Here is a 26,662-nt window from a genome sequence, read left to right as displayed (position 1 = left end):
CTGTTTATCTTTCTTTCATTGCCCTGTCCATTGCGCGCTTGTCATCTTTTTCGCGCAACGACTGGCGTTTGTCGTATTGCTTCTTGCCTCGCGCAACGGCTATATTTACTTTGGCCAATCCTCTTTCGTTGAGGAATATGCGAGTAGGCACTATTGTATAACCTGTTTCCTTCACCATACGTTGCATTTTTCGCAGTTCTTTCTTATTCAGTAAGAGTTTGCGGTCGCGACGGGCAGCATGGTTGTTGTACGAGCCGTAAAAGTATTCGGCGATGTACATATTGCGTACCCATAATTCATCTTTTTCGAATATGCAAAAGGTGTCTACAAGGCTGGCTTTACCCAATCGTATGGACTTTATTTCGGTTCCAGTAAGTACAATTCCGGCTGTAAATGTTTCGACAAATTCGTAGTCGAAACTGGCCCTCTTATTTTTTATATTGATGTTTGACTGATTCACAAATAACTACATTAAAAAAGTGTTCGCGATTATATATCATGCAAAAGTACAAAAATCAAAAGACATTTTTAACTGTAGCTATTATATCTTTTTCATTTTCAACAAGAGACTGTTCGTTACCACACTTACAGAACTGAGAGCCATGGCCGCACCTGCAATCATCGGATTGAGCAGGAAGCCATTGAAGGGATACAGCAGCCCGGCAGCAATAGGGATGCCTATCAGATTGTAAATGAATGCCCAGAATAAGTTTTGCCTGATTGTCTTTACCGTTTCTTTCGATAGTTTTATTGCCTGATACAGCTTATCCAGGTCGGAAGATATTATGGTTACTTGTGCTACGTCCATAGCTATATCGCTGCCTTTGCCCATAGCAATGCTTATGTCGGCTACCGCCAGTGCTCCGCTATCGTTGATGCCATCGCCCACCATTGCTACAACATTCCCTTTTTCCTGCAATTTTTTAACGAAAGTTGTTTTTTCGGCAGGCAATACACCTGCTTTTATATTTTCTTTCGGGATATTGACTTGCTGTGCGATGCTTTCGGCAGAGAGTTGCCCGTCGCCGGTCAGCATATATACTTCTAACCCCGAATTTTGTAGTTTTTGAATAGCTGAAACAGAAGATGCTTTGACAGTATCAGCAATCGAAATAACAGCAAGGATATTCTCCGAGTCGGCAAACAATGCGATACTGTTGGCTTTCTGTGTTTCTTGTTTTATATAGTCGTCTATCTCGTTTGGTATTGATATATGATTTTCTTCCAGCAGTTTTTTGTTGCCGATATAATAATCCTTATGGTTGAATGATGCGACAATACCTCTTCCGGTCAGAGAGGCCACATTGATGCCTTGTATCAATAGGGCATCATTTTTCAGGTAATTCTTTATCGCATCACCTAATGGATGCTCTGAATATATTTCGGCAGAATACAAAATATTGATGAGCCCGGTAGTGGGTGGCGATAACCATTTCAGATTGGTTACATGTGGCTTGCCTTCGGTTATAGTGCCTGTTTTGTCCAATACGATGGCTGTAAGCTTCTGTGCCTTTTCGAGAGCTTCTGCACCTTTTATCAGTATTCCATTGGCTGCACCTTTGCCTATGCCTACCATTATAGCTGTCGGGGTTGCCAATCCTAAGGCGCATGGGCAGGCGATTACCAATACGGCGACCATAGATAATAGCCCCTGTGTAAACCCATTGCTTCCGGCAAATATCAACCAAGAAAAGAATGTAATCAATGCCAGGATGCAAATGACTGGGACAAAGATGCTTGAAATCTTATCCACTGTTTTTTGTATCGGTGCCTGGCTTCCCTGCGCTTCTTGCACCATTTTTATAATTTGTCCCAGTATAGTGTCTTTCCCTACCTTTTGGGCTGTGAAATGAAAGCTTCCTGTTTGATTTATTGTTCCGGCAAAAACTTTTGCTCCTACGGTTTTCTCTACAGCCAAAGGCTCTCCATTTATCATACTTTCGTCGATAAAAGAACTCCCTTTAACAATATTGCCGTCTACTGCAATTTTTTCTCCGGGTTTTACAACGATTTCATCCCCAACTTTGATCTCTTTGATTGCTATTTCCTCTAAATTGCCGTTTTTGAAGACTGTTGCCGTTTTGGGTTGTAATCCGATTAGTTGCTTTATTGCAGATGTTGTGCTTCGCTTTGCCCTGTCTTCCAGGTAGCGGCCTAAGAGAACAAAAGCGATGACAACTCCCGATACTTCGAAATATACATGCGGTTCTAACCCTTTATCTAGCCAGAAAGCTGGAAACAATGTATTGAATACACTGAAAATATACGAAACGCCCGTGCTTAATGCTACCAGTGTGTCCATGTTGGACGAGCGATGTTTCAGTTGCTTCCATGCATTTATGAAAAATTGCCGCCCAAAAATAAGGACTATCGGCGTGGCTAATGCCCACATTATATAATTGGCGTACGGTATGGTGTGGAAAAGCATCGCTATAACGACCAATGGTATTCCAAATATCAAGGATAAGATACAGTTGCGTTTCAACTGCTCTAAATGCTCGTTGCGAATGGTTTCTATCTCATCCTCGTCTTTTTCTTCTATGATGAGGTCGTATCCCGCATCCTGAACGGCCTTTTTGAGTTTTTCGGGTGAAGCTACCGTTGGCAGGTATTCTACATAAGCAGTAGAATTTGCGAGATTGACAGTTGCATTGGTTACCCCGGGCTGCTTACTTAGGGTAGACTGCACATGGGCTACGCAGGATGCGCAAGACATGCCCGTGACGGGAAAATCGGCTTTAATGCTTTTTCCCTCAAGGGGAGCTATAGTGCCGATGTTGACAGGCGATGTTTGAGGTGAGGGGTTGTATAATATACTTTTTCCTGTATTTATAGCTTTTTTTTGTTTATTCATCACTTTATTACTTTAGATTGATTCTAAATAAAACAATAAGTAAAGTTACATAAACTTTATGCGTTCGACAAGAAGAAGTAGATAAAATTATTTCTTCTTTTTTTTGCCTAAAAGTAAAAATGCGAGAATTGAAGATTTTTCAATTTGCTTTATCAACAAGCAAATAACCCATATGGCAAGAATCGCCGGTATCAGGTATAATATTGCCGGTGTTGTGGATGTTTCCTGTATTTTGAAATATGTATAATAGGCAAAAAGGAATACGGCATGAACAAGGTAAATGCCCAGGGTTTCTTGTCCGAACTCTGCAATTTTATTTACTATCACTCCTTTGGGGATATAATCGTATATCATACGCGAAACAACGAGGAAGCATGTAGACGACACAATAGCTACCATCAGGCGGAATATGCCAATGTCTAAATGAAATATATCTGCCGGATTGAAATATATAAGGTACTTTTTATCCCAGAAGAAGAAACATATAGCTGTTAAAACGACTATCGCCAGTATATATTTTTTGCAAAAGGTATAAATCTTATTGAGGTCGAAGGATGCCAGTATATACCCCAGTATAAAAAAGCATACCATATCTTTCGAAAAGGCAAGGACGGCATTGGTAAAGGGGGAGGGTATAAGCATCGAAAGTATTCCTGCAAGTGCTACTATATATTTGTTGTCGATGCTAAGTAGTTTTAGGATGCCGATGATAACCGAGCTTATCAGTATAGCCCATATAAACCAGTAGGAGGAAATGAGTGTAGCATACATGTAGAATAACTTGTCCGCTATGCTTTCCCACGACGGTATCAGTCCCACGCATCCCATTATCATAGACCAGATAAACAAGGGTATAAAGAGGTATAATATGCGTTCTTTCAGAAATGTAGCTGCCGTTTTTCTCCGAAGCGAAAAGAAAGTAAAATATCCGCTTATGCCCACAAAAAGCGGCATATTGAACATCCACATGGATTTGAAAATATAATCGTCCCAAAATGCTCCGTCGCTATACTTTATGTGTTGGATGATATGTCCAAAAACGACAGATATAATGAGCAGGCCTTTTATAAAATCAGCAAATAAATCCCTGTTTTTCTGCATTTTTTTAGTTACAAGTTTTATGTCCTGTGGACAGTTGCCGGTTTGCCAGAATGAAATTCAACCAGAAGCTTTGTTGGCCGATCATTACGACTGGGCACTGAAAAACAATTCAAATATACTATTTCAATTTTTATTTTCCGCCATATCTTGATATTTTCACATAAATCGCTTTAATACTTTTGAATCATTTGTTTAGTAATTCAAAAAAACTTTGTACATTTGCAGCCGTTCTTTTGTTTATAATGAAAACATGGCAAAATTTAGTCTGTACAATATAACTTTAAGAAGTCTTTCGGAAGGTAAGCATGAGTTTAAATACAATCTGGATGATAAGTATTTTGCTCTTATTGATGATGGTACAGCCGATGTAAAAAAAGGAAACCTGGAAGCTATGGTGTCATTGAAAAAGACATCGGTGACTTTTGAGTTGAATTTCGACATTAAAGGAGATGTACGTGTACCATGCGACAGGTGTCTGGATGATATATCTATGCCTGTAGAAGTAAAGAACAAATTGATAGTGAAGTTCGGGAAAGAATATTCCGAAGAAAGCGATGAAATAGTAATCATTCCCGAAGATGACGGGGAAATAAACATAGCATGGTTCTTATACGAGTTTATCGTATTGAGCCTGCCTGCCAAAAAAGTACATCCTCCGGGTACTTGCAATAAGGCTATGTCGTCGAAGCTGAACAAGCACAGGGCGAAGAGTAGTGATGACGAGGAGGATGATAACGAAGAAGAATTGGAAGATGATTCGTCTTTCTCCGATCCAAGATGGGATGCCTTGAAAGAAGTAGCATCTTCGGACGAAGACTAAGCATAATAAATAGAAAAAAGAATAGGACGAAAGGTTTGGTTGAGAACCTGATAAAATAGAAATAATTAAATAATAATAACGAAAAATGGCACATCCTAAACGAAGACAGTCGAAAGCTAGAACAGCAAAAAGAAGAACTCACGACAAAGCAGTAGCACCTACATTGGCTGTATGCTCAAACTGCGGATCTTGGCATGTATTTCATACAGTTTGCCCTGAATGTGGATACTACAGAGGTAAATTAGCTATAGAGAAAGAGGCTGCGGTTTAATTAATCCAGACTCTATAAGCCCTACCCCGATAGGGCATTTTTTTTATTAATACACACACATAACCCGGAATAAAATGATTAGAGCTGCAATTACAGGTATAAGTGCATATGCTCCCGAAGATGTGCTAACCAATGCAGAACTGGCAAAGATAGTAGATACTACCGACGAATGGATAATGACCCGTGTAGGTATCAAAGAGCGACGAGTGCTCAAAGGCGAACATCTGGGTACATCGGTAATGGCCAAAGAAGCTGTAAGCGATGTGCTGAGAAAAACGAATACCAAACCCGAAGAGGTTGAGGTGATAATATTTGCAACTACTACGCCAGACTATATATTCCCTTCTACAGCGGCAATGACAGCCGAGGCTTGCGGAATAAAAAATGCACTTGGCTTCGATATACAAGCCGCGTGTTCAGGTTTCATATATGGACTGGAAATCGGTTCTAACTTTGTGAAATCAGGAAACTATAAAAAAGTATTGGTAGTAGCAGGTGATAAAATGACTGCTATAACCAACTATAAAGACCGCACCACATGCCCTCTTTTTGGCGATGCTGTAGGAGCTGCAATGCTGGAGCCTACTACAGAGGATGTTGGTATTATAGATTCTATCCTGCATGTCGATGGTGTTGGTATTCCTCACCTACATATGCATGGAGGTGGTTCGGTATATCCGGCATCGCACGAAACTGTGGATAACGATATGCACTATGTGTATCAGGAAGGACAAGTTGTGTTCAAGCATGCTGTGTCTAAAATGGCTGATGTGTCGGTAGAGATAATGGAACGCAACCACCTTACAAAAGACACCGTATCATGGTTGGTTCCCCATCAGGCTAATATCCGGATTATCGAAGCCGTAGGCAACCGTATGGGACTATCTTCCGAAAAGGTGATGGTGAATATCCAAAAATATGGAAATACCAGTGCCGGTACTATTCCTATGTGTTTGTATGAATGGGAATCTCAATTGAAAAAAGGAGACAATATCATATTAACAGCATTCGGAGCTGGTTTTACCTGGGGTGCTGTATATTTGAAATGGGCTTATTAACACGATTTTAGATAAATGCAAAAAAAGGATGATTTCGAAAATCATCCTTTTTTTTGTCTGTTAGATTTTTACGATCTGTTTTTCATATAGTTAAGGGCACTTCCTGCCTTAAACCACTCTATCTGTATTTCGTTGTATGTGTGTGCAACATCGAACGATTCTTTTGTGCCGTCACTGTGGGTAAGCTCTATCGTCAGGTTTTTGCCCGGAGTAAAGCCAGCCAATCCCAGGATACTTATCTTGTCATCTTCACGTACTTTGTCATAATCCTTTTTATCGGCGAAAGTAAGAGCAAGCATCCCTTGTTTCTTTAGATTCGTTTCGTGTATTCGCGCAAACGATTTCACGATAATTGCTTTCACATTCAGGAAACGGGGCTCCATAGCAGCATGCTCGCGCGACGATCCTTCCCCATAATTTTCTTCGGCTACGACAACCGAACCTTTTCCTTCGCTTTTAAACTTCCTCGCAAGTTTCGGTACGGCACTATATTCTTTTGTCTCAGGATCGAGTACACTATTCGTATTATCATTAAAAGCATTTACTGCCCCGATCAGCATATTGTCGGATATATTATCCAGGTGCCCGCGGAAACGCAGCCATGGGCCTGCCATCGAAATATGGTCGGTCGTACATTTGCCCTTTACTTTTATCAACAAAGGTTGCCCCTCGATATCTTTTCCATCCCATGCCGGAAAAGGTTTCAATTCTTGCAGGCGTTGCGAATCCGGGGCTATTTTTATTTCGATTTGCGACCCATTGTCAGGCGCTAGGTAACCAGCGTCTTCCATGTCATATCCGTTTGGAGGGAGTTCGTAACCTACAGGTTCTTGCAGTTTCACTTTTTCCCCTTTTTCGTTCACAAGAGCGTCTGTTATCGGGTTGAAGCATAAGTCTCCTGCGATACTCAATGCTGCTACAATTTCAGGAGAGGTCACGAAAGCATGCGTATTAGGATTGCCATCGTTACGTTTCGCAAAGTTGCGGTTGAACGAAGTTACTATCGAATTGGGACGATCCGGGTTTTCTGTTTCACGCTTCCATTGTCCGATACACGGGCCGCAGGCATTCGCCATAATGGTAGCACCAGCTTCTTCGAAGGCCGGAAGTATGTCATCCCGTTCGGCTGTATATCGTACCTGTTCCGATCCCGGGTTGATTATGAATTGAGCTTTTACCTTTATGTTTTTTTCTTTGGCATCTTTTACAATAGATACAGCCCGCGATAAATCCTCGTAGGAAGAATTGGTACACGAACCGATCAATCCTACTTCCATTTGCCTCGGATATCCTTTTTCTGCTACTATTTTTGCAAATTCGGAGATCGGGTGTGCTGCATCAGGGGTAAAAGGCCCATTTACATAAGGCTCCAGTTCCGAGAGGTTTATCTCTATTACTTCGTCAAAATATTTTCCGGGATTATCAACCGTTTCGCCATCCGGTTGCAAATGGGTGATTAAAGAATCTGCTATTTCAGCCACATCTTCACGTCCTGTTATTTTTAGGTATTCCGACGATTTTTTGTCGTAAGGGAATATAGATGTTGTAGCACCTACTTCTGCCCCCATATTACAAATAGTGGCTTTGCCTGTGGCCGAAATAGATTCGGTTCCCTCACCAAAGTATTCTATAATGGCATTTGTTCCACCTTTTACTGTCAATATGCCGGCAAGCTTTAAAATAACATCTTTGGGTGCAGCCCATCCCGATAATTTACCGGTCAGCTTTACCCCTATCAGTTTCGGCATCTTCAGTTCCCACGGCATGCCGGCCATCACGTCAACGGCGTCGGCACCTCCTACACCTATGGCTACCATACCCAGCCCTCCGGCGTTTGGGGTGTGCGAGTCTGTGCCTATCATCATTCCTCCGGGGAAAGCATAATTTTCTAAAACTACCTGATGTATGATCCCTGCCCCCGGTTTCCAGAATCCGATACCATATTTATTAGATACTTCACTCAGAAAGTCATATACTTCTTTATTAGTTACATTGGCTGTATTCAGATCTTCCTGAGCCGACTTATAGGCTTGTATCAGGTGGTCGCAATGCACGGTAGACGGTACTGCTACTGTTGTCCGTCCCGAGTTCATCAGTTGCAACAATGCCATTTGCGCAGTTGCATCCTGCATGGCTACCCTGTCGGGTGCAAAGTTTACATAATCTACTACCCGTTTGTAATCTTTTATTTCTTCACCGGTTGCCAGATGGGCATACAGTATCTTTTCGCTAAGCGTCAACGGGCGATTGAGCGTTTTGCGGATACTGTCTATTTTCGATGGATATGTACTATAGAATTTTTTAATTATATCTATGTCAAAAGTTTTATTTTTCATTTATATATGTATGTTTTTGTTTTATTTTGTTCTTATTTATTGGCAAAAGTAGTAAAATTGTTTCAATAATAGTCCTTTTGTGGGATGTGTGAAGTTATTTATACAATAAATGCAGTCATACTAGGCTTAGGCCGTTAAACTCTTAGTTTATAAAAAAGTCTAAGATTTAGAACATACATTGAAAATAAAAGGTTCTATTTGACAGTATTTTTTTACTTTTGTGTTTAAAATGATTTTTTACATGGAGAAATATATACTCATTCTGTTCCTATCACTTGCAACTTTAACAGCAAATGCACAAACTTCGTCGGAAAAACTGATAAGGGAAGGTGTCGCCCTACACGATAAAGGACGCTATAAAGATGCAATAGACCTCTATAAGCAGGCATTGGAGGTAAATCCGTCGTCTATGTCGGCCGTTTACGAAATGTCGCTATCTTATCTTCATCTCAAGGATTACGAGAATGCCATAAGGTTTAGTTCGCGGGTTATCTCTGCCAATTTTCCATTGTTGCTGATGGATGCCTATATTGTAAAAAGTACAGCTTATGCCAATCAGGGTAAATACAACGATGCGATAAAGCTATTGAACGAAGCACTCGACCGTTGTGGCGATGAATACCTTCTCCACTTTAATCTGGGATTAAGCTATTTCAACAAGAAAGAGAACCGGATGGCGGTAAGGCATCTGAGGCAGGCCATACAGATAGACGCTACACATTCCAGTGCTTTCTTGCTATATGCCTATGCGCTGAACGATATGGGGCGTTGGGTGCAAAGCTTTTATTCTTTCCATTTCTTCCTGTTGCTGGAGCCGAATACAGCACGCTCGAAGGATGCCTTCGCCGAAATGATGGATATTTTGAATGCCAGTTTGGAGGAAGCTCCCGATAAACTGACCCAAGAGGAAGGCATCGACCGAAAAAGGATATATGACCTGATAAAGACCAAAAGACCAAAGGCTACGGACGATAAGATTCAATATAAATTCTTTGAAGAAGTATCCAAGTCTATATTTTTTACATTCGGACAATTTCAGGACAATACGCAAGGCAGTCTTTTCTGGCTGTTTTTCGTTCCTACGTTCGACGAAATTTTAGGTTCGGGACATTTCGAAACATATTGTAGATATGTGAGCGTTTCGTATTTCCCCGAATCGCTAAGCTGGTGGGAGAAAAATAAAACGCAGGTAGACAATTTTATCGATTGGTTCGAAAACGGACAAAATGGAAGCGAAGAAGATGCCTATTTCGGTGACGAAACAGATAATGTCAAATAGGTATAATGATATAAAACAGAGAGATACAATAGAAAATAATGCAACAAGATACAGAGAGTAAATTGATAGGACAGCTTCAAAATCCTGATACACAGAGGCAGGGATTTTCCGTGTTGGTGAAAGAATTCAGTGAACCTCTCTATTGGCAGATACGAAAAATAGTTTTGAGCCACGATGATGCCAACGACGTATTGCAGAACACCTTTATCAAAGTATGGACGAGCATAGATAATTTCCGTGGCGACTCCAAGTTGTCTACATGGCTGTACCGTATTGCTATTAACGAAGCTATATCTTTCTTGAACAGGCAACGCTCGGCCAATAATGTATCATTGGACGATGCAGATACGTTTTTGGTATCGAAACTCGAAGGCGATGAGTTTTTCGATGGAGATGAAGCACAGATGAAACTACAAAAGGCCATACTTACTTTACCCGAAAAACAAAGGATCGTATTTAACCTGAAATATTTCGACGAGATGAAATATGAGCAAATGTCGGAGATACTCGATACATCGGTTGGCGCATTAAAAGCCTCTTATCACCACGCAGTGAAAAAAATAGAAGAATTTTTAGCCGCTCAGAATTAAACCTTTTTGTATATTTAGAGTCTATATAATAGACGTGATAAAATAAGCTAGTATTAAGAAAAGTGTGTAACTATGTTGAATGATATTGATAAAAATAAGAATCCGTTTAAAGTGCCTGAAAACTATTTCCGGGACTTTAATCTTGAGATAATGGATAAGCTTCCGGCAAAAGAAGAAAGAAGGAAGGTTGTGCCATTGTGGAAAAAGCTTGCCCCGTGGACAGCGGTTGCAGCAGCATTTATCGGGGTTCTTTTCCTAACAGGTGTCTTCGATGCAACTTCGACAACGAGCCCTGATATTGCCGCGGCACAGCCCGATTCGGTAATCTCTCAAGGTATGGCCTATTCCGACGATGAGGAATACTATTACGCATTCCTCGAAGAAGAAGTGACAAGAGCCAGATATAAAGACTTGCTTTATAGTAGTAACTAAACAAAACTTATATATGAAATCGAAAAATATATTATTGCTGCTACTCATGTGTCTTGCAGTTTCCCTTTCGGCACAAAGGAGGCATGGACCGGGCTTTGATATTGAGAAAATAAGAAAAGAGAAGGCCGAGTTTCTGAAAAAAGAACTGAGCCTGACCGAAGAGGAAGCCAAGAATTTCTTGCCACTGGAAGCTGAATTTACACAAAAAAAGTATGAAGTAAACCGGAATGCCCGGATGCCGATTATCAGCGTATAACGCAGCTTAATCTGGAATCGGAACAACGGGGATCGCAGCTACAGATAGAATATTACAGGAAATTTGCAGAAGTATTGCCCGCACATAAAATAGAAAAGTATAGAACTGCCGATCTCAAATTTAAGGAGAAGATGCTGCAAGAGCATAGAAAAAATCATCCGAAGAAATAATTTGGTAAAATGTTTACATAAAGTTTGTTTTATTGTAAAAAATATATACTTTTGTTTCTGTAAAGAGATTAATTATGACTAATAACCTACATCACCATCATTTATATATTACTGCCAATGGTAAGTAACAGGTATTGATGTGATGTTATGACAGAAATATAAAAGAGCTTGCCAATAATGGTAAGCTCTTATTTTTTGCAACAAAAAAACTTAAACATATACACACTATGACACTAAGAATCGCAGTTCAGTCTAAAGGACGTTTATTTGAAGAATCGATGGAGCTTCTCGGCGAAGCCGGTATAAAATTAAATAACAAAAAGCGTACATTGCTTATCCCGGCCAAGGATTTTCCGGTAGAAATGCTGTTCCTTCGCGATGACGATATCCCTCAGGCAGTAGCCACAGGGGTAGCCGATATTGGTATAGTGGGCGAAAACGAATATGTAGAAAAGGATGAGGATGCTTGTATTGTCAAGCGTCTAGGGTTCAGCAAATGCCGCCTGTCGCTAGCCATCCCCAAAGATGAGAAATATGATAATGTAAAATGGTTCGAAGGGAAAAAAATAGCAACTTCTTACCCCCATATTCTTGGTAAATATTTGAAAGAAAAGGGAGTAAATTCGGAAATTCATATAATAAGCGGTTCGGTAGAAATTTCGCCAAGTATTGGCTTGTCGGATGCTATTTTCGATATTGTAAGCTCCGGCGGTACATTGGTGAGCAACCGACTGAAAGAAGTGGAGATAGCCATGCAGTCGGAAGCTTTGTTGATTGCCAATAAAGAGTTATCGGATGATAAAAAAGCTATTTTAGATGAACTTATATTCAGAATAGAAGCTGTACAAACTGCAACTGACAAAAAATATGTACTTTTGAATGCGCCCGAAGACAGGATTGACGAAATAATAGACGTTTTGCCCGGAATGCGTAGTCCTACTATAACACCCTTGGCCACAAAAGGCTGGTGCTCGGTGCAGTCGGTAATTGACGATAAACGTTTCTGGGAAATAATCAGCAAACTGAAAAGCTTGGGCGCCGAGGGCATAATTGTATTACCAATAGAAAAGATGATATTATGATACAGGTTACAGACGACATTGTGTTGAATCCCCTGTCGATAGACGATATATTTAAGATTTTCAACACAATAAATACAGAGCGGGAATATATGCGCGAATGGCTTCCTTTTGTCGATTCCACGCGCGAGGAAGAAGATACTGCCAACTTTGTAAATTATGTATTGGAAACAGGAGATAAGCAATTTACGATCTACTATCAAGGAAAGTTTGTAGGGCTGACAGGCTTCAAAGATACTGATATGCTTAACAAAAAGCTCGAAATAGGATATTGGCTTTCGCAATTTGCTCAGGGTAAGGGTATAATGACCGCTTGTGTAGAAAAGCTGATAGATTATGCTTTTACCGAAATGGGTATGAACCGCATCCAGATAAAAGTGGCCGAAGGAAACCAGAAAAGCCGCCGTATTCCGGAAAAACTGGGATTTACGTCAGAAGGTATTGAACGCGATGGCGAATTGCTTGTGGATGACGTATATACAGATATTATTGTTTATAGTTTGTTGAAAAGGGAATATAATAAATAATATATGCAGGTAATTAAATATCCCGGACGCCAAGACTGGCTTACGATTCTCAAACGCCCTACCTTCGATGTCAGGTCGCTCTATGATAAGGTAAACGATATTCTTATAGATATCAAAAACAGAGGCGAGGCTGCTGTTTCGGAATATGCTCTTGAATTTGATAAAGTCGAATTGTCTGATTTTACAGTATCGCAGGACGAAATAGCAGAAGCAGAGTCTTTTGTTTCGGCAGAACTGAAAGAAGCAATTTTGAAAGCCAAAGCAAATATCGAGTTGTTCCATAAAAGCCAGATATTCGAAACAAAGAAGATAGAAACAACGCCGGGTGTCACTTGTTGGCAAAAAGTTGTAGCTATAGAAAAAGTAGGGCTTTACATACCTGGAGGTACTGCGCCGCTTTTTTCTACAGTGCTGATGTTGGCTATCCCTGCAAAAATAGCCGGATGCAAGGAGATAATATTGTGTTCGCCACCAAACAGGGAAGGAAAAATACACCCTGCCATACTTTTTGCCGCAAAGGTTGCCGGAGTGAACAGGATATTTAAACTGGGAGGTGTGCAGGCAATAGGAGCAATGGCTTACGGTGCCTTTATGCCGAAAGTGTATAAAATATTCGGGCCGGGCAATCAGTATGTGATGGCTGCCAAACAGCTTGTAAGCCTGAAAGATGTGGCAATAGATATGCCTGCCGGACCATCGGAAGTACAGGTGATTGCCGATGAGAATGCTCATCCTGCATTTATAGCGGCAGATCTATTATCTCAGGCAGAGCATGGTGCCGACAGCCAGGTGATATTGGCTACTACCAGCGAAGGACTGATAAAGAATGTTCAAGCTGAAATAGAAAAACAACTGGCAGTGCTTCCGCGAAGGGAAATGGCTGAAAAGGCTCTGTCGAACAGCAAATTAATCTTGTTGAAAGATAAGCAGGAAATAATAGATATAACAAACGAGTACGCACCTGAGCACCTGATAATAGAAACGGCTGACTATATGGAGTTGGCAGAGCAAATAGTGAATGCCGGTTCTGTCTTTCTAGGTAATTATACGCCGGAGAGTGCCGGCGATTATGCTTCGGGCACAAACCATACTCTGCCGACAAATGGATATGCAACAGCATATAGCGGTGTAAATCTCGATAGTTTTGTCAAAAAGATAACCTTTCAGGAGATTACAAAGGAGGGTATTTGTAATTTAGGGCCGGCTATCGAAGTGATGGCGGAAAATGAAGAGCTTTTTGCGCACAAAAATGCAGTGACATTAAGATTGAAAGATTGATGGATTTTAAAGTAATCGGATATATGTCTTCCGGCTACGACCAGATGGTTGCACTCCGAACGAAGATTCTTCGTAAGCCATTAGGCTTGACTTTTTCGGAAGACGATCTCGACAGGGATAAAAACGACATCCTGCTGGCTGCCTATTTTCCCGAATCGGAACAGATGGTTGGTTGCTGTATTTTGACGCCTCTTTCCTCCATCACTGTCCAGCTGCGCCAGATGGCTGTAGATGACTTCTATCAAGGGAAAGGTTTAGGTTCCGAATTGCTGCAATTTGCCGAAAAAACAGCAAGTGAAAGAGGGTTTGAGTATCTATACCTCCATGCCCGCAAGGTGGCGGTCGACTTTTACAAGCATCATGGTTATACTATCGAGAGTGACCAATTTGCCGAAGTCGGCATCCCTCATTATGAAATGATAAAACGATTAATATAAACACGATGGAAAACGAGAAAAAACAAGTATTAGACATTGTATCCCAATATGTAGATATAACCCTTACTCCCTTTGGCAAACCGCAACGTGGGGTAATAGATGTAGAAAAACGCGACCCGATGTACGATGGCAATGGCGTAGTTTATATGCTTTCCATATTCGAAAAAGGAGAACTGGTAAACAACCGTATCGGTACTTATATGGTATTGCTCAACAAAGGGGATCAGGCGGGCTTTCACGAACATTTCGGCAAGAAAGAGCAGGAGCTTTATGTAATAGTACATGGGCAGGGAGAATATATCGAACGCGAAGGTATGGAAAATATTACCCGCAAATTCCAAATAAAAAAGGGAAATGTGACGTCCATACAAGGCGAAGGAAATTATCATTCGATTATCAATACAGGCGACGAGCCTTTGATTATATTTGTAGTTACTACTTTCGAGAAAGAATAAAAATAAAAACATCAAGTCGTTTAAAAGAATGAACCTACAACAACTGGTACGCAAAAACGTATGGAATATGAAGCCTTATTCATCAGCCAGAGATGAATTTAAAGGTGAGGCATCCGTCTACCTTGATGCAAACGAAAATCCGTTGAACGATAGGTATAACCGTTATCCCGATCCATTGCAATGGGCTTTGAAAGGAAAAATAGCGGAAATAAAAGGTGTAGCCCCCGAATATATTTTTCTGGGTAATGGTAGCGATGAGCCTATCGATCTGGTTATCCGTGTTTTCTGCGAACCGCGTATCGACAATATTGTAGCCATCGACCCCACATATGGTATGTATCAGGTATGTGCAGAGGTGAACGATGTGGAATACAGGAAAGTGCTGCTCAATGAAAATTTCGATCTCGATGCACAGGCGTTGTTGGATAGGGCAGATGAGGATACTAAAATTATCTTTCTTTGTTCACCCAACAATCCTACCGGCAACCTGTTGAACAGGACGGAGGTAGTGAAAGTGCTGGATTCTTTCGAAGGCATTGTTGTGATCGACGAAGCTTATATTGACTTTGCCTCCGAAGTTACATGGCTCAACGAATTAAGCAACTATCCCAACCTCGTCGTTTTGCAGACTTTTTCCAAAGCATGGGGATTGGCTGCCGTACGTCTGGGAATGGCTTTTGCCTCGCCCGAAATAATAAAGCTGTTCAACAAGGTAAAATATCCTTACAATGTAAATATTCTTACGCAAAATTTTGTAAATGAAGAACTCGATAAAGCAGCACTTCGCAAAGAATGGGTAGATACATTGCTGAAAGGACGCGATTATTTGAATGCAGAATTGGCAAAGTTGCCTTTTGTAGAAAAAATATATCCTACCGATGCCAATTTTATATTGGCAAAAGTGGATGATGCGAATGGATTGTATAAGAAACTGGCCGATAGGGGAGTTATAGTCCGCAACCGAAACTCAGTATCGCTTTGCGCGGGGTGTTTGCGTATTACAGTTGGAACAGATGAGGAGAATAAAATATTGATTGATACCTTACTGGGATTGTAAATGAAATATCTTGCATTGGCTTTGTTCCTATTCCTATTTGTTTTCTTATTCTCCTGCCGGAATAATGAGAAGCAAACAGGAGATAATATTCAAAAATCTACTATCATCGATTCTGTTTTTATTCAAAAAGCAGAATCGACAGAAATAGAAACTGTAGATATACCTATTACAGCCGATGTTATAGCAAAAGTAAAACCAAAGGCTCAGGCATGGCTCAGGTATTACAGTCTGGATATCAGTGATTTTACGCTTTCAGATAGCTCTGTATTCTATTTGCAGAATTGTTATACTCAGGATATTGAGATTTCACCAGATGAACTAAAGGCAGACCCTTTTCGGGATTTATATGCATTTTCGCCAGACAGAAGTAAGCTGATAGATATGTATTACTATGAAAGCTACGACGAAAAGAGGGGCACTGTTGTATTTGGAGGAGAACCCGATCAGGCAGTCTGGTTATACGATATAAAAGCCCAAAAGGCATATCAAGTGTGGTTTACCGGGCCATCCGGCGTTTGCGATGCGGTATTCTGGATTAATAATAATTCGTTTGTCCTGCTTACAAATTATGATAATGAATACAGTATTGTTATTTATGATTCCGAAGAAGAAAATAAGAAGATATATGCAGTAGAAGGAAATGCACGTCCCGATACAGGTTCATTCTTCTATTACGATGGTAAACGTAAGGGTGTGAAAGACCCTATATATTCAGAAAATGAATGACTGCTATGAATAGAATTATATTATTTGTTTTTTTATCTTTTCTTATATCTTCATTATCATGTAGTAATGCTAATAAAGACTTTGTAAAACTTGAAGTACCTGGTTTATTGCAAGAAAATGAACTTTCATTAAAGGAAAAAGAAGTTGATCCCGATCCCGAGTTGCCTCTTATAGATAAAAAAAATGCGGATAAAATAAAGTCAGCCATCAGCAAATGGCTCAAATACTACAAACTGGATATATATGCATTCAGAGGGGTTTTGGTAGATGTTTCTTCTTATCCGTCTGTAGAACCGGACACAGCATCCATACATTATCGCGGGTATGACGAAGCTATTGACAATGTCTACAACCCTATTCTCTACGACTATTCTCCCAATAGGCAGAAATACCTGAACATACGAGAAACCTCCGGTGTATTCAGAAATAAGGAAGATGGTAAATACTACTATGAAGGAGGCGACGATTGTCAGGAGATTTACCTGACTGACAGAAAAGATAAGACGGACAATATGGTATTGTGGATGGGTGCAAGCGAATTTGCCGAAGCTGCATTTTGGCTCGATAATGATACTTATATTATTACCGGATACAATATGCAGGAGTATTTTATAAGGGTATGCAATAGTAAATATAATGGCTATTATACTTATTATTTAGATAATAGGCCTGACATAACCTATTTCGATTATGATATAAAACAAAGGGGTATTATTACTACCGATTAAGATAAATTTATACAAATGAAAAAAAGAGCATTATTTATAGATCGTGATGGTACAATAGTAGTAGAACCGCCAATTGATTACCAACTAGATGGTTACGGCAAACTGGAGTTTTATCCCAAAGTAATCCGTAACTTATATTTTATCCGCAAAAATCTGGATTTCGAATTTGTAATGGTTACCAATCAGGATGGGTTGGGTACAGATTCTTTTCCTGAATATACTTTCTGGCCTGTTCATAACCTGATGATGAAAACATTGCAGGGCGAAGACATTACTTTCGATGATATTCTTATCGACAGAAGTTTTCCTGAAGATAATGCGCCTACCCGTAAACCCCGTACAGGAATGCTGGGTAAGTACCTTACAGAAGATTATGATCTGGCTCATTCGTTTGTTATCGGCGACCGCCTGACAGATGTAGAATTGGCTAAAAATCTGGGAGCAAAAGCCATTTTTCTTCGGGAAGATGTAGAAATTCCTATCGAACTAAAGGATGTTTGTGCATTACAGTCTACAGATTGGGATGCCATAAGCGAATTTCTCTTTGCCGGGGAACGAAAAGCCGAAGTTAAGCGCACAACGAAGGAAACGGATATCTATATATCCCTTAATCTGGATGGCAAAGGCAGTTGCGATATATCTACAGGATTGGGCTTTTTCGACCATATGCTAGAGCAAATAGGTAAGCATGCCGGTATGGATTTGACTATCAGCGTAAAAGGCGACCTCGATGTAGACGAACACCACACTATAGAAGATACTGCTCTGGCATTAGGCGAAGCATTACATATGGCTCTGGGCGATAAAAGAGGCATCGAACGCTATGGCTACAGTTTGCCGATGGACGATTGCCTGTGCAGTGTAGCCCTCGATTTCGGAGGACGTCCGTGGCTGGTATGGGATGCCGAGTTCCACCGCGAAAGGGTAGGAGATATGCCCACCGAAATGTTTCTGCACTTTTTCAAATCATTGAGCGATGCGTCCAAAATGAATTTGAATATAAAAGCAGAAGGAGCAAACGAACATCACAAAATAGAAGGCATCTTCAAGGCATTGGCAAGAGCTATAAAAATGGCTAAAAAACGCGATATATTCAACTACGAACTACCTTCTACCAAAGGCATGATTTGATAAGGAGAATAAGTCTGGGGCAATAAATTGCAGGTCTAACCTGTTATTTATAGAAAGATTAACGTCTCATTTTTCATTTTTTGTGTAAGTTTGCACCGATGAAAAAATATATACTATTAGCATTCTTTTTATTTGCGGTTGCTTGTCAGGTTGTTCAGGCGCAGCAAAGGGCGCCGAGAAGGCCTTCGCAGAAGGCTGAGGCTATGGCCGCAGATTCGTTGCCGGTCGAGAAGCAGTTGTTCCCCAAGAGTGAAACTAAAATAGATACAACTCATGTAGATGTCCCCAATATCTATGCATGGAAAATAACTCCGCGTTTGGGCGAGCGTATTTTTGTGCCACGCGATACAGTATTGTACAATTTTCATCAAAGCTCGCTTGTCGATGGGCAGGGCGTAGCTATGGGATATTTGGGAAATGTGGGTTCGCCCGCTCAATCGAAGATCTTTTTCGATCGTCCCGAACCATCTCGTTTCAATTTTCTGGATGCCATGTACCTGTGGCGAAAGAATCCGGAAGACCAGGAATTCCTCAATACAAAGATTCCATACTCTAATGCCAAATACCAGACAGGTGGCGGCGGTAAGTCTGCCGAGCAGCGTTTGCAGACCGTATTGTCTATGAACCTGAATAAAAAGCTGAATGTAGGGTTCGATTTCGATTACCTTTATTCCAGAGGTTACTATAATTCTTTGTCTAATAAACAGATAAGCTACGATTTTACAGCCAGTTATATAGGTGATAAATATAAGATGCATGCCTTTTTTCACAACAACAACTTCACCAATATAGAAAATGGAGGTATAAAAGATACTTTATTCATTACCAATCCCGATCTGGAGCAAATAAGCCAGGGTTACAATTATAATGGCGATACCAAAGTGATTCCCACCCGTATGGAGAATACCAAAAATAAAATGCGGGGGCGGCATTTCTATGTTACCAATCGTTACGATTTAGGCAACGATATGGAGCAATATGCGGTGAACGATACTACAATGGCTTGGCGCAAGAAAGAGAACTATGTTCCTCTGGCAAGTGCAATTCTTACTACGCATTATACAGACCAACGCAGACGTATTACGTCCGACGATGGCAATTTAGATGGTTTATATATTCCATATAATTTTAACGGGGAAGATGTTTCTGGTGTAAAATATATGGAAACCATAAACGATTTCATGTCATATTATTCATTCAAGAATACTTTCGCGCTGGCGATGAACGAAGGTTTCCGCAACTGGATGAAATTCGGGCTTACTGCCTTTGTAGAATACGATATGAGGAAATACTCTATACCTGGTGCTATACCCGGATTGCGAGGGCGCGAGAGCGAAGATGCCTTGATAGTAGGAGGTGTATTATCCAAGCAAAAAGGAAAATATCTTCGCTATAGGGCTACTGTCGAAAAAGACTTCTTAAATAGTGATTTCAAAGCGGAAGGCGAGGTTTCTACCATGCTTAATCTTTTTGGCAAGCAGGTTTCGGCAAAAGCGAATGCTTACATAAAAAATATTAGCCCGAACTTTTTTCAGAATAATTTTTCGACAAAGTATTGGAACTGGTCAAACCTAGGGCTTGATGATACCCGTAGAGTATATGTTGGCGGTGAAATAGTATTCCCTGAATTTTCGTTTTCGTCGACTAAAATAAGCGGAGGCGTAGAAAATATCCAGAATTATATATATTACGGTGCAAACAGGCTTATCGCCCAGCACTCGGGTAGTGTGCAGGTGGTAGCTTTGAGGCTCGACCAGAATTTCAAGGCAGGCATATTCCATTGGGATAATCAACTCGTATTCCAGAAAACATCGAAAGATGAGGTAATTCCTTTGCCTACTATAAGTGCATACTCAAACATATACTTGCAAACAAAGATAGCAAAAGTGCTCACAGTGCAGCTTGGTGGCGATGTTCGCTATCATTCCAAATATTATATGTCTGGTTACGAGCCGTTGACTATGCAGTTTTACAACCAGGATGAAATGAAATTGGGCGGTTTCCCACTAGTTACTGCATATGCAAACCTGCACCTTAAATATACGCGTTTCTTCATTATGTATTACAATGCTTTGAATGGCATGGGTAATGCAGAATCTTTCTCTTTGTTCCGTTATCCGGTCAATCCGAGCATACTGAAAATGGGTATATCGTGGCAGTTTAACAATTAAACCATTTATCGGCTATGAAAAAGAAAAAAAGTCTTTATTTCTTGATGTTTTCACCTATTCTCGTAATGTTTGTAGCCTTATGGGTGGCAATAGGGAAGAATAAGGAACCTAAAGATTTTGCGCAAATAGAAAAGGCCGGAGTCTTGAAGGTCGTTACCGATTATAGCCCGGTTGGTTACTATGTATCCGGAGACACAATTGCAGGGTTCAACTACGAATTACTTCGGCTACTGAAATCCCGTATTCCTCTCAGGGTTGAGGTGTTGTTGGAATCCAGTCTGGATAAAAGCATAGAAGGGCTTCAATCTGGTAAGTATGACGTGCTTGTACGCAATATACCAATAACGTCGGAATTGCGGGAGTCGTTGCGCTTTACCGAACCTGTTACCGAAAACCGTCAGGTACTCGTGCAACGCAAAAAAGAATTTAATGATGGAGTAGAACCACTTCGCAGCCATCTGGCCTTAGCTAAAAAGACATTGTATGTCCCACTCAATTCGCCTGCAATATTGCGGATAAACAACCTTTCGCACGAAATAGGCGATACGATTTATATCGAAGAAGACAAACTGTACGGGGCTGAGCAGCTAGTAATGATGGTGGCTGCCAAAGATATAGATTTTGCTGTATGCGACGAGATGATTGCAGCCAGAGTAGCCCGTTCGTTGCCCGAAATTGATTATACTACGCTTATAGGTTTTACCCATCTCGAAGCGTGGGCGGTAAGCGATAAGTCGCCGGTTTTGCTCGACTCTATGAATGTCTGGATAAAGCAGGTAAAGAATACAAAACAGTATAAAAGCCTGTACGATAAATATTATAAATAATTATTCCTCTCCGAATCCGATTTAGAATTTTCTATCTAAAAAATCTATTTTTGATAATATTGATTTATATTTTGTCCTAATCTATTTTAGTGATAGTTATAATACCGATATTTATTATTTCTTCCATTTTTTGCGAAAATAATGATTAAATTTGCTATCTGTACTTTGCAATGCCATGAAAAAAGAGTATCTTCGTCGAGTTTAATATAGCAAAAATTTGTGGAACCTTTTTTTCGTACACATAGGTATTTAGTAGAACACCTTGATGGGTTGATTCCCAGGTTGTTAATGAATCAAATTGATTGGTCTCAACGTTTGATTGCTATAAAAGGCACGCGTGGAGTCGGGAAAACAACATTCCTGCTTCAATATGCAAAGCAATATTTTAATCTCGACCGCAGAGATTGCCTTTATATCAATATGAACCAGTTCTACTTTACGGTGCGCTCTCTGACCAGTTTTGCAAAAGAGTTTGTCGAACGGGGAGGGAAAACATTGTTGCTGGATCAGGTATATAAGTATCCCAATTGGTCGAAAGAGTTGAGGATTTGCTATGAACGGTTTCCGCATTTGAAGATCGTTTTTTCGGGTTCTACCGTGATGAAACTTGGGCGCGACGAAGAGTTATCTTCGATAGTAAAGGTTTATAACCTGCGCGGCTTTTCGTTCCGTGAGTTTCTGAATACCATACTCGACAAAAAGTTTAAGCATTATACGCTGGAAGACATCATAGAGAATCATCATCGTATAGCCGAAGATATTTGTACACAGGTAAACCCACTCGATCATTTGTGGTCGTATATGCATCATGGCTATTACCCATTTTTCCTGGAAAAGAGGAATTTTTCGGAAAACCTGCTGAAAACGGTAAATATGATGCTTGAGGTCGATGTTCTTTCCATCAGGCAAATAGAGCAGGCATACCTGCCTAAGATGAGGAAATTGCTTTACCTTATTTCCCAGTTTGCGCCGGGTAAGCCTAATATCAGCCAGTTGAGTATAGATTGCGAAATATCAAGAGCTACAGTTACCAATTATCTGGAATACCTGAAAAGTGCCCGTTTGATAAATATGCTGTATAGCGAAGGGGATGAATTTCCCAAAAAACCGGATTTGGTATATATGCACAATACAAACCTGATGTTCCCCCTGAAAATGGATCCGGTAGAAGATCAGGCATTGAGAGAAACATTCTTTTACAACCAGATACACCATAGCGACAGCAAGTTGAACAAAGGCGCAAAAGAGGGTAGTTTCATAGTAGAGAATAACGGGAAGAAATATAAATTTAAGATAGAAGGAAATAAAGGAAGAGGTAAAAATAAGCCTGATACACTTTATGCGGTGGGGACACTGGAGAAAGGCGAGAAAAATATTATTCCACTCTGGCTGTTCGGCTTCCTGTATTAACTGGCGCTGCAATCAAATCAAATGAGGCAAGGCTAGCCTTGTTTCGATTATATATAGGTCAATTAAAGAAAGTAAATCAACAAATACTAAAAGTATGGCAAAACAAAAGAAATTTTTAACATGTGACGGAAATCAGGCCGCTGCACATATCTCATATATGTTCAGCGAAGTAGCCTCGATTTACCCTATCACCCCGTCGTCAACTATGGCTGAATACGTTGATGAATGGGCTGCCGCCGGACGTAAGAATATATTCGGCGAAGTATTGAGAGTGCAGGAAATGCAATCGGAAGCAGGTGCTGCCGGAGCAGTACACGGTTCGTTGCAGGCCGGAGCGTTGACAACTACATATACAGCTTCGCAAGGTCTGTTGTTGATGATTCCTAATATGTATAAAATTGCAGGGGAACTTCTTCCTAGCGTATTCCATATTTCAGCTCGTGCTCTTGCAGCTCAGGCACTTTCTATATTTGGCGACCACCAAGACGTAATGGCAGCACGTCAAACAGGATTTGCAATGTTCTTCTCCGGTTCGGTGCAGGAAGTTATGGACTTGTCGGCCGTGCCTCATCTGGCTACCCTCGAAGCCCGTATTCCGTTTATGAATATATTCGACGGTTTCCGTACCTCTCACGAAATTCAAAAGGTAGAGGAGATGGATCAAGAAGATCTTATCCCATTGATCGACCAAAAAGCTTTGGCTGAATTCCGTCAAAGAGCTTTGAATCCTGAAAATCCGGTTACTCGCGGAACAGCTCAAAATGATGATATCTACTTCCAGTCGCGCGAAGCTGCTAATAAATTCTACGATGCAGTACCCGAAATAGTAGAAAAGTATCTTGCTGAAATATCTAAAATCACAGGACGTAAATATAACCTGTTCGATTATTACGGAGCAGAAGACGCCGACCGGGTAATCATTGCTATGGGTTCTGTAACAGAGGCTATCAAAGAAACAGTTGATTACCTGAATGCTAAAGGCGAGAAGGTAGGATTGGTTGCAGTTCACTTGTATCGTCCGTTCAAAGTAGAGGCTTTCCTTGGTGCTATTCCTAAAACAGCTAAAAGAATTGCAGTACTCGACCGTACGAAAGAACCGGGAGCACCGGGACAACCATTGTACATGGATACAAAGGACAGCTTCTTCGGAAAAGAAAACGCTCCGGTTATCGTTGGTGGTATTTATGGGCTTTCGTCTAAAGATACTACTCCGGCTCAAATAATGTCGGTTTACGAAAACCTGGCGTTACCTATGCCTAAGAACGATTTCACTATCGGTATCGTCGACGACGTTACATTCAAGTCTCTTCCTATGAAAGAGGAGGTAGCAGTAGACGAGTCGGCATACGAAGCTAAATTCTACGGACTAGGTTCGGATGGTACTGTTGGTGCAAACAAAAATACAGTAAAAATTATCGGTGACAATACAAGTAAATACTGTCAGGCATATTTTGCATACGACTCTAAGAAGTCGGGAGGATTTACAGCTTCTCACCTTCGTTTTGGCGACAATCCTATCCGTTCTACATATTTGGTAAATACACCAAACTTTGTGGCTTGCCACGTTCCGGCTTACCTTCACCTTTACGATGTAACTAAAGGTTTGAAAAAAGGCGGTACATTCCTTTTGAACTCTGTATGGAGTAAAGAAGAAGTAGGCAATTACCTACCGGATCACATCAAAAAATATCTGGCAGAAAACAATATCAATTTCTATATCATCAATGCAACGAAGATTGCTACCGAAATTGGCCTTGGCGGACGCACAAATACAATATTGCAATCAGCATTCTTCAAAATTTCCAATGTAATACCTTACGACCTTGCTGTAGAGCAAATGAAGAAATTCATCGTTAAGTCTTATGGCAAGAAAGGTGAAGACGTTGTAAATAAGAACTATGCAGCTGTAGACCGCGGTGTTGAAGTAGAAAAAGTAGAAGTTCCTGCAGAATGGGCTAATGTAGTAATTGGCAAGCCGGAAGAAGACGATGCACCTGAGTTTATCAAGAAAGTTGTCCGCCCTGTAAATGCACAACGAGGATACGACCTGCCGGTATCGGTATTCGTAGGCCGCGAAGACGGTACATGGGATCATGGTACAACTGAATACGAAAAACGTGGTGTTGCAGCGTTCGTTCCTGTTTGGGATGCCGAAAACTGTATTCAATGTAACCAATGTGCCTATGTTTGTCCTCACGCTACTATCCGTCCGTTTGTGTTAGATGCCGACGAACAGGCAAAAGCACCTCAGGATATAACTTTGCTGAAAGCACAAGGAAAACAGTTCGAAGGAATGGGATTCCGCATACAAGTAGACGTATTAGACTGTCTTGGTTGCGGCAACTGTGCTGATATCTGTCCGGGCAAGAAAGGTAATTCTGCTCTTAAGATGGTAGAAATCGGAACTCAGTTCGAGGAGCAAAAAAATTGGGACTTCATGGTTAAGAACGTGAAGAGCAAGGCTCATTTGGTTGATGTTAAGCTGAATGTGAAAAACTCTCAGTTCTCAACTCCATTGTTCGAGTTCTCAGGAGCATGTTCCGGTTGTGGAGAAACCCCTTATGTTAAGTTAATTACACAACTGTTTGGCGACCGCATGTTGATTGCAAATGCAACAGGTTGTTCGTCAATATACGGAGGTTCTGCACCGGCAACACCATATCGTAAAAACGAAGAAGGAAAAGGTCCGGCTTGGGCTAACTCTCTGTTCGAAGATAATGCTGAATTTGGTATGGGATATGCTTTGGCAAACCTGACCATGCGCGACAGGCTTGTTAAATTGATGACTCAGGCTCAGGATTGCGATAAATGTTCGCCTGAATTGAAAGCATTATATAAAGAGTGGATTGAGAACAAGAATGAAGCAGAAAAAACAAAAGAACTGCACGCTCAAATCATGCCGTTGTTGGAAAAAGAGAAAGAAAATTGCGATTACTGCAAAGAAATTTACTCTTTGAAACAATATATAATCAAACGTTCTATCTGGATATTCGGAGGTGACGGTTGGGCTTATGATATAGGTTTCGGTGGTCTCGACCATGTTATCGCTTCGGGCGAAGATGTAAACATTCTGGTACTCGATACCGAGGTTTACTCTAATACAGGAGGCCAATCTTCAAAATCTACACCGGTAGCAGCAGTTGCTAAATTTGCTGCCGCAGGTAAGAAAGTGAGGAAGAAAGACCTTGGTATGATTGCTACTACCTATGGATATGTATATGTCGCTCAGGTTGCTATGGGTGCTAATCAGGGGCAATGCTTGAAGGCAATCAAAGAAGCTGAAGAATATAAAGGCCCATCTTTGGTTATAGCATATTCTCCATGTATCAGCCACGGATTGCGTAGAGGTATGGGACATGCCCAAGATGAAGAGAAGGCAGCAGTTGCTTGTGGATACTGGCATTTGTGGCGTTACAACCCAATGATGGAAGAAGAGGGCAAAAATCCATTTACAATGGATAGCAAAGAGCCGGATTGGAGTAAGTTCCAAGACTTCCTGGGAGGTGAGGTTCGCTATACTTCATTGCAAAAATCGAACCCTTCTGAAGCTCAGGAACTCTACAAAGCAGCACAGGAAAATGCAATGTGGAGATATAAGAGCTATCAACGTATGGCAGCGGATGTAAATACCTCTGAAGCATAAAGTTAAAAAGAACACGATTCGATACT

The 26,662-nt window shown here is 40.8% G+C and carries 24 protein-coding genes; 20 read left to right on the top strand and 4 right to left on the bottom strand.

The window, feature by feature from the left end; translation table 11 throughout:
- Nucleotides 1-4 precede the first annotated feature (4 nt).
- The 3 genes from smpB to D0T57_RS09100 all read right to left on the bottom strand — a co-directional run bounded on the left by smpB (nucleotide 5) and on the right by D0T57_RS09100 (nucleotide 3,955).
- The gene (smpB, locus tag D0T57_RS09110; RefSeq protein ID WP_163273086.1) at nucleotides 5-460 is read right to left on the bottom strand and encodes an SsrA-binding protein SmpB; all 456 of its coding nucleotides are present in this window, start codon (nucleotides 458-460) and stop codon (nucleotides 5-7) included.
- An 81-nt stretch (nucleotides 461-541) separates the two neighbouring features.
- Nucleotides 542-2,854, bottom strand: a complete 2,313-nt coding sequence (locus D0T57_RS09105; RefSeq protein ID WP_163273084.1) for a cation-translocating P-type ATPase — start codon at nucleotides 2,852-2,854, stop codon at nucleotides 542-544.
- A gap of 87 nt (nucleotides 2,855-2,941) precedes the next feature.
- On the bottom strand, nucleotides 2,942-3,955 hold the full coding sequence (locus D0T57_RS09100; RefSeq protein ID WP_163273082.1) for an acyltransferase family protein: 1,014 nt from the start codon (nucleotides 3,953-3,955) through the stop codon (nucleotides 2,942-2,944).
- A gap of 250 nt (nucleotides 3,956-4,205) precedes the next feature.
- Between D0T57_RS09100 and D0T57_RS09095 the strand changes: the two genes are divergently transcribed.
- From D0T57_RS09095 to D0T57_RS09085, 3 genes are all read left to right on the top strand, one after another.
- Nucleotides 4,206-4,775: a DUF177 domain-containing protein gene (locus tag D0T57_RS09095; protein WP_163273080.1), complete on the top strand. Its 570-nt coding sequence runs from the start codon at nucleotides 4,206-4,208 to the stop codon at nucleotides 4,773-4,775.
- Nucleotides 4,776-4,860: 85 nt separating this feature from the next.
- Nucleotides 4,861-5,046 (top strand): 50S ribosomal protein L32, encoded by a 186-nt coding sequence (gene rpmF / locus D0T57_RS09090; protein WP_163273078.1) that lies wholly within the window; start codon nucleotides 4,861-4,863, stop codon nucleotides 5,044-5,046.
- 74 nt (nucleotides 5,047-5,120) lie between these two features.
- Nucleotides 5,121-6,104 carry a beta-ketoacyl-ACP synthase III gene (locus tag D0T57_RS09085; RefSeq protein WP_163273076.1) on the top strand — a complete coding sequence of 328 codons (984 nt, stop codon included), beginning with the start codon at nucleotides 5,121-5,123 and terminating at the stop codon, nucleotides 6,102-6,104.
- A 68-nt stretch (nucleotides 6,105-6,172) separates the two neighbouring features.
- On the opposite strand, the gene D0T57_RS09080 is transcribed toward D0T57_RS09085, so the two are convergent.
- Entirely contained in the window at nucleotides 6,173-8,440 is a 2,268-nt protein-coding gene (locus D0T57_RS09080) for an aconitate hydratase (RefSeq protein ID WP_163273074.1), read from the bottom strand.
- 241 nt (nucleotides 8,441-8,681) lie between these two features.
- Between D0T57_RS09080 and D0T57_RS09075 the strand changes: the two genes are divergently transcribed.
- The 17 genes from D0T57_RS09075 (at nucleotide 8,682) to nifJ (ending at nucleotide 26,636) form a co-directional block, all read left to right on the top strand.
- Nucleotides 8,682-9,719: a tetratricopeptide repeat protein gene (locus D0T57_RS09075; RefSeq protein ID WP_163273072.1), complete on the top strand. Its 1,038-nt coding sequence runs from the start codon at nucleotides 8,682-8,684 to the stop codon at nucleotides 9,717-9,719.
- Between the two features lie 38 nt (nucleotides 9,720-9,757).
- Nucleotides 9,758-10,309, top strand: coding sequence for an RNA polymerase sigma factor (locus D0T57_RS09070; protein WP_163273070.1), 552 nt, complete (start codon nucleotides 9,758-9,760; stop codon nucleotides 10,307-10,309).
- 72 nt (nucleotides 10,310-10,381) lie between these two features.
- On the top strand, nucleotides 10,382-10,741 hold the full coding sequence (locus D0T57_RS09065) for a hypothetical protein (protein WP_163273068.1): 360 nt from the start codon (nucleotides 10,382-10,384) through the stop codon (nucleotides 10,739-10,741).
- Nucleotides 10,742-10,754: 13 nt separating this feature from the next.
- A complete protein-coding gene (locus tag D0T57_RS15855) occupies nucleotides 10,755-10,997 on the top strand; it encodes a hypothetical protein (RefSeq protein ID WP_255490552.1) in 243 nt (80 codons plus the stop codon).
- A 397-nt stretch (nucleotides 10,998-11,394) separates the two neighbouring features.
- Nucleotides 11,395-12,249, top strand: a complete 855-nt coding sequence (hisG, locus tag D0T57_RS09055; RefSeq protein WP_163273066.1) for an ATP phosphoribosyltransferase — start codon at nucleotides 11,395-11,397, stop codon at nucleotides 12,247-12,249.
- Nucleotides 12,246-12,773, top strand: coding sequence for a GNAT family N-acetyltransferase (locus D0T57_RS09050; RefSeq protein WP_163273064.1), 528 nt, complete (start codon nucleotides 12,246-12,248; stop codon nucleotides 12,771-12,773). Before hisG ends, D0T57_RS09050 begins: the two co-directional genes overlap by 4 nt.
- Nucleotides 12,774-12,776: 3 nt before the next feature.
- On the top strand, nucleotides 12,777-14,051 hold the full coding sequence (hisD, locus tag D0T57_RS09045; RefSeq protein ID WP_163273062.1) for a histidinol dehydrogenase: 1,275 nt from the start codon (nucleotides 12,777-12,779) through the stop codon (nucleotides 14,049-14,051).
- The gene (locus tag D0T57_RS09040) at nucleotides 14,051-14,488 is read left to right on the top strand and encodes a GNAT family N-acetyltransferase (protein ID WP_185154656.1); all 438 of its coding nucleotides are present in this window, start codon (nucleotides 14,051-14,053) and stop codon (nucleotides 14,486-14,488) included. Before hisD ends, D0T57_RS09040 begins: the two co-directional genes overlap by 1 nt.
- 5 nt (nucleotides 14,489-14,493) lie before the next feature.
- Complete coding sequence (locus D0T57_RS09035; protein ID WP_163273058.1) at nucleotides 14,494-14,943, top strand: cupin domain-containing protein; 450 nt, start codon at nucleotides 14,494-14,496, stop codon at nucleotides 14,941-14,943.
- 28 nt (nucleotides 14,944-14,971) lie between these two features.
- Nucleotides 14,972-16,000, top strand: coding sequence for a histidinol-phosphate transaminase (hisC, locus tag D0T57_RS09030; protein ID WP_163273056.1), 1,029 nt, complete (start codon nucleotides 14,972-14,974; stop codon nucleotides 15,998-16,000).
- On the top strand, nucleotides 16,001-16,726 hold the full coding sequence (locus D0T57_RS09025) for a hypothetical protein (RefSeq protein ID WP_163273054.1): 726 nt from the start codon (nucleotides 16,001-16,003) through the stop codon (nucleotides 16,724-16,726). It begins immediately after the preceding gene.
- A gap of 5 nt (nucleotides 16,727-16,731) precedes the next feature.
- Nucleotides 16,732-17,454 (top strand): hypothetical protein, encoded by a 723-nt coding sequence (locus tag D0T57_RS09020; protein WP_163273052.1) that lies wholly within the window; start codon nucleotides 16,732-16,734, stop codon nucleotides 17,452-17,454.
- Nucleotides 17,455-17,469: 15 nt separating this feature from the next.
- Nucleotides 17,470-18,585 (top strand): bifunctional histidinol-phosphatase/imidazoleglycerol-phosphate dehydratase HisB, encoded by a 1,116-nt coding sequence (hisB, locus tag D0T57_RS09015; protein WP_163273050.1) that lies wholly within the window; start codon nucleotides 17,470-17,472, stop codon nucleotides 18,583-18,585.
- A 98-nt stretch (nucleotides 18,586-18,683) separates the two neighbouring features.
- Complete coding sequence (locus D0T57_RS09010; RefSeq protein WP_163273048.1) at nucleotides 18,684-20,756, top strand: putative porin; 2,073 nt, start codon at nucleotides 18,684-18,686, stop codon at nucleotides 20,754-20,756.
- Nucleotides 20,757-20,770: 14 nt separating this feature from the next.
- Nucleotides 20,771-21,583: a transporter substrate-binding domain-containing protein gene (locus D0T57_RS09005; RefSeq protein ID WP_163273046.1), complete on the top strand. Its 813-nt coding sequence runs from the start codon at nucleotides 20,771-20,773 to the stop codon at nucleotides 21,581-21,583.
- Between the two features lie 219 nt (nucleotides 21,584-21,802).
- Complete coding sequence (locus D0T57_RS09000; RefSeq protein WP_368666910.1) at nucleotides 21,803-22,993, top strand: ATP-binding protein; 1,191 nt, start codon at nucleotides 21,803-21,805, stop codon at nucleotides 22,991-22,993.
- Between the two features lie 94 nt (nucleotides 22,994-23,087).
- The gene (gene nifJ, locus D0T57_RS08995) at nucleotides 23,088-26,636 is read left to right on the top strand and encodes a pyruvate:ferredoxin (flavodoxin) oxidoreductase (protein WP_163273042.1); all 3,549 of its coding nucleotides are present in this window, start codon (nucleotides 23,088-23,090) and stop codon (nucleotides 26,634-26,636) included.
- Nucleotides 26,637-26,662 lie beyond the last annotated feature (26 nt).

The organism is Dysgonomonas sp. 511 (assembly GCF_010501105.1).
In the GTDB taxonomy this organism is placed as follows: domain Bacteria; phylum Bacteroidota; class Bacteroidia; order Bacteroidales; family Dysgonomonadaceae; genus Dysgonomonas.
Note: the sequence above shows the minus strand (reverse complement) of the source record. Positions and strands in the feature narration are given on the sequence as shown.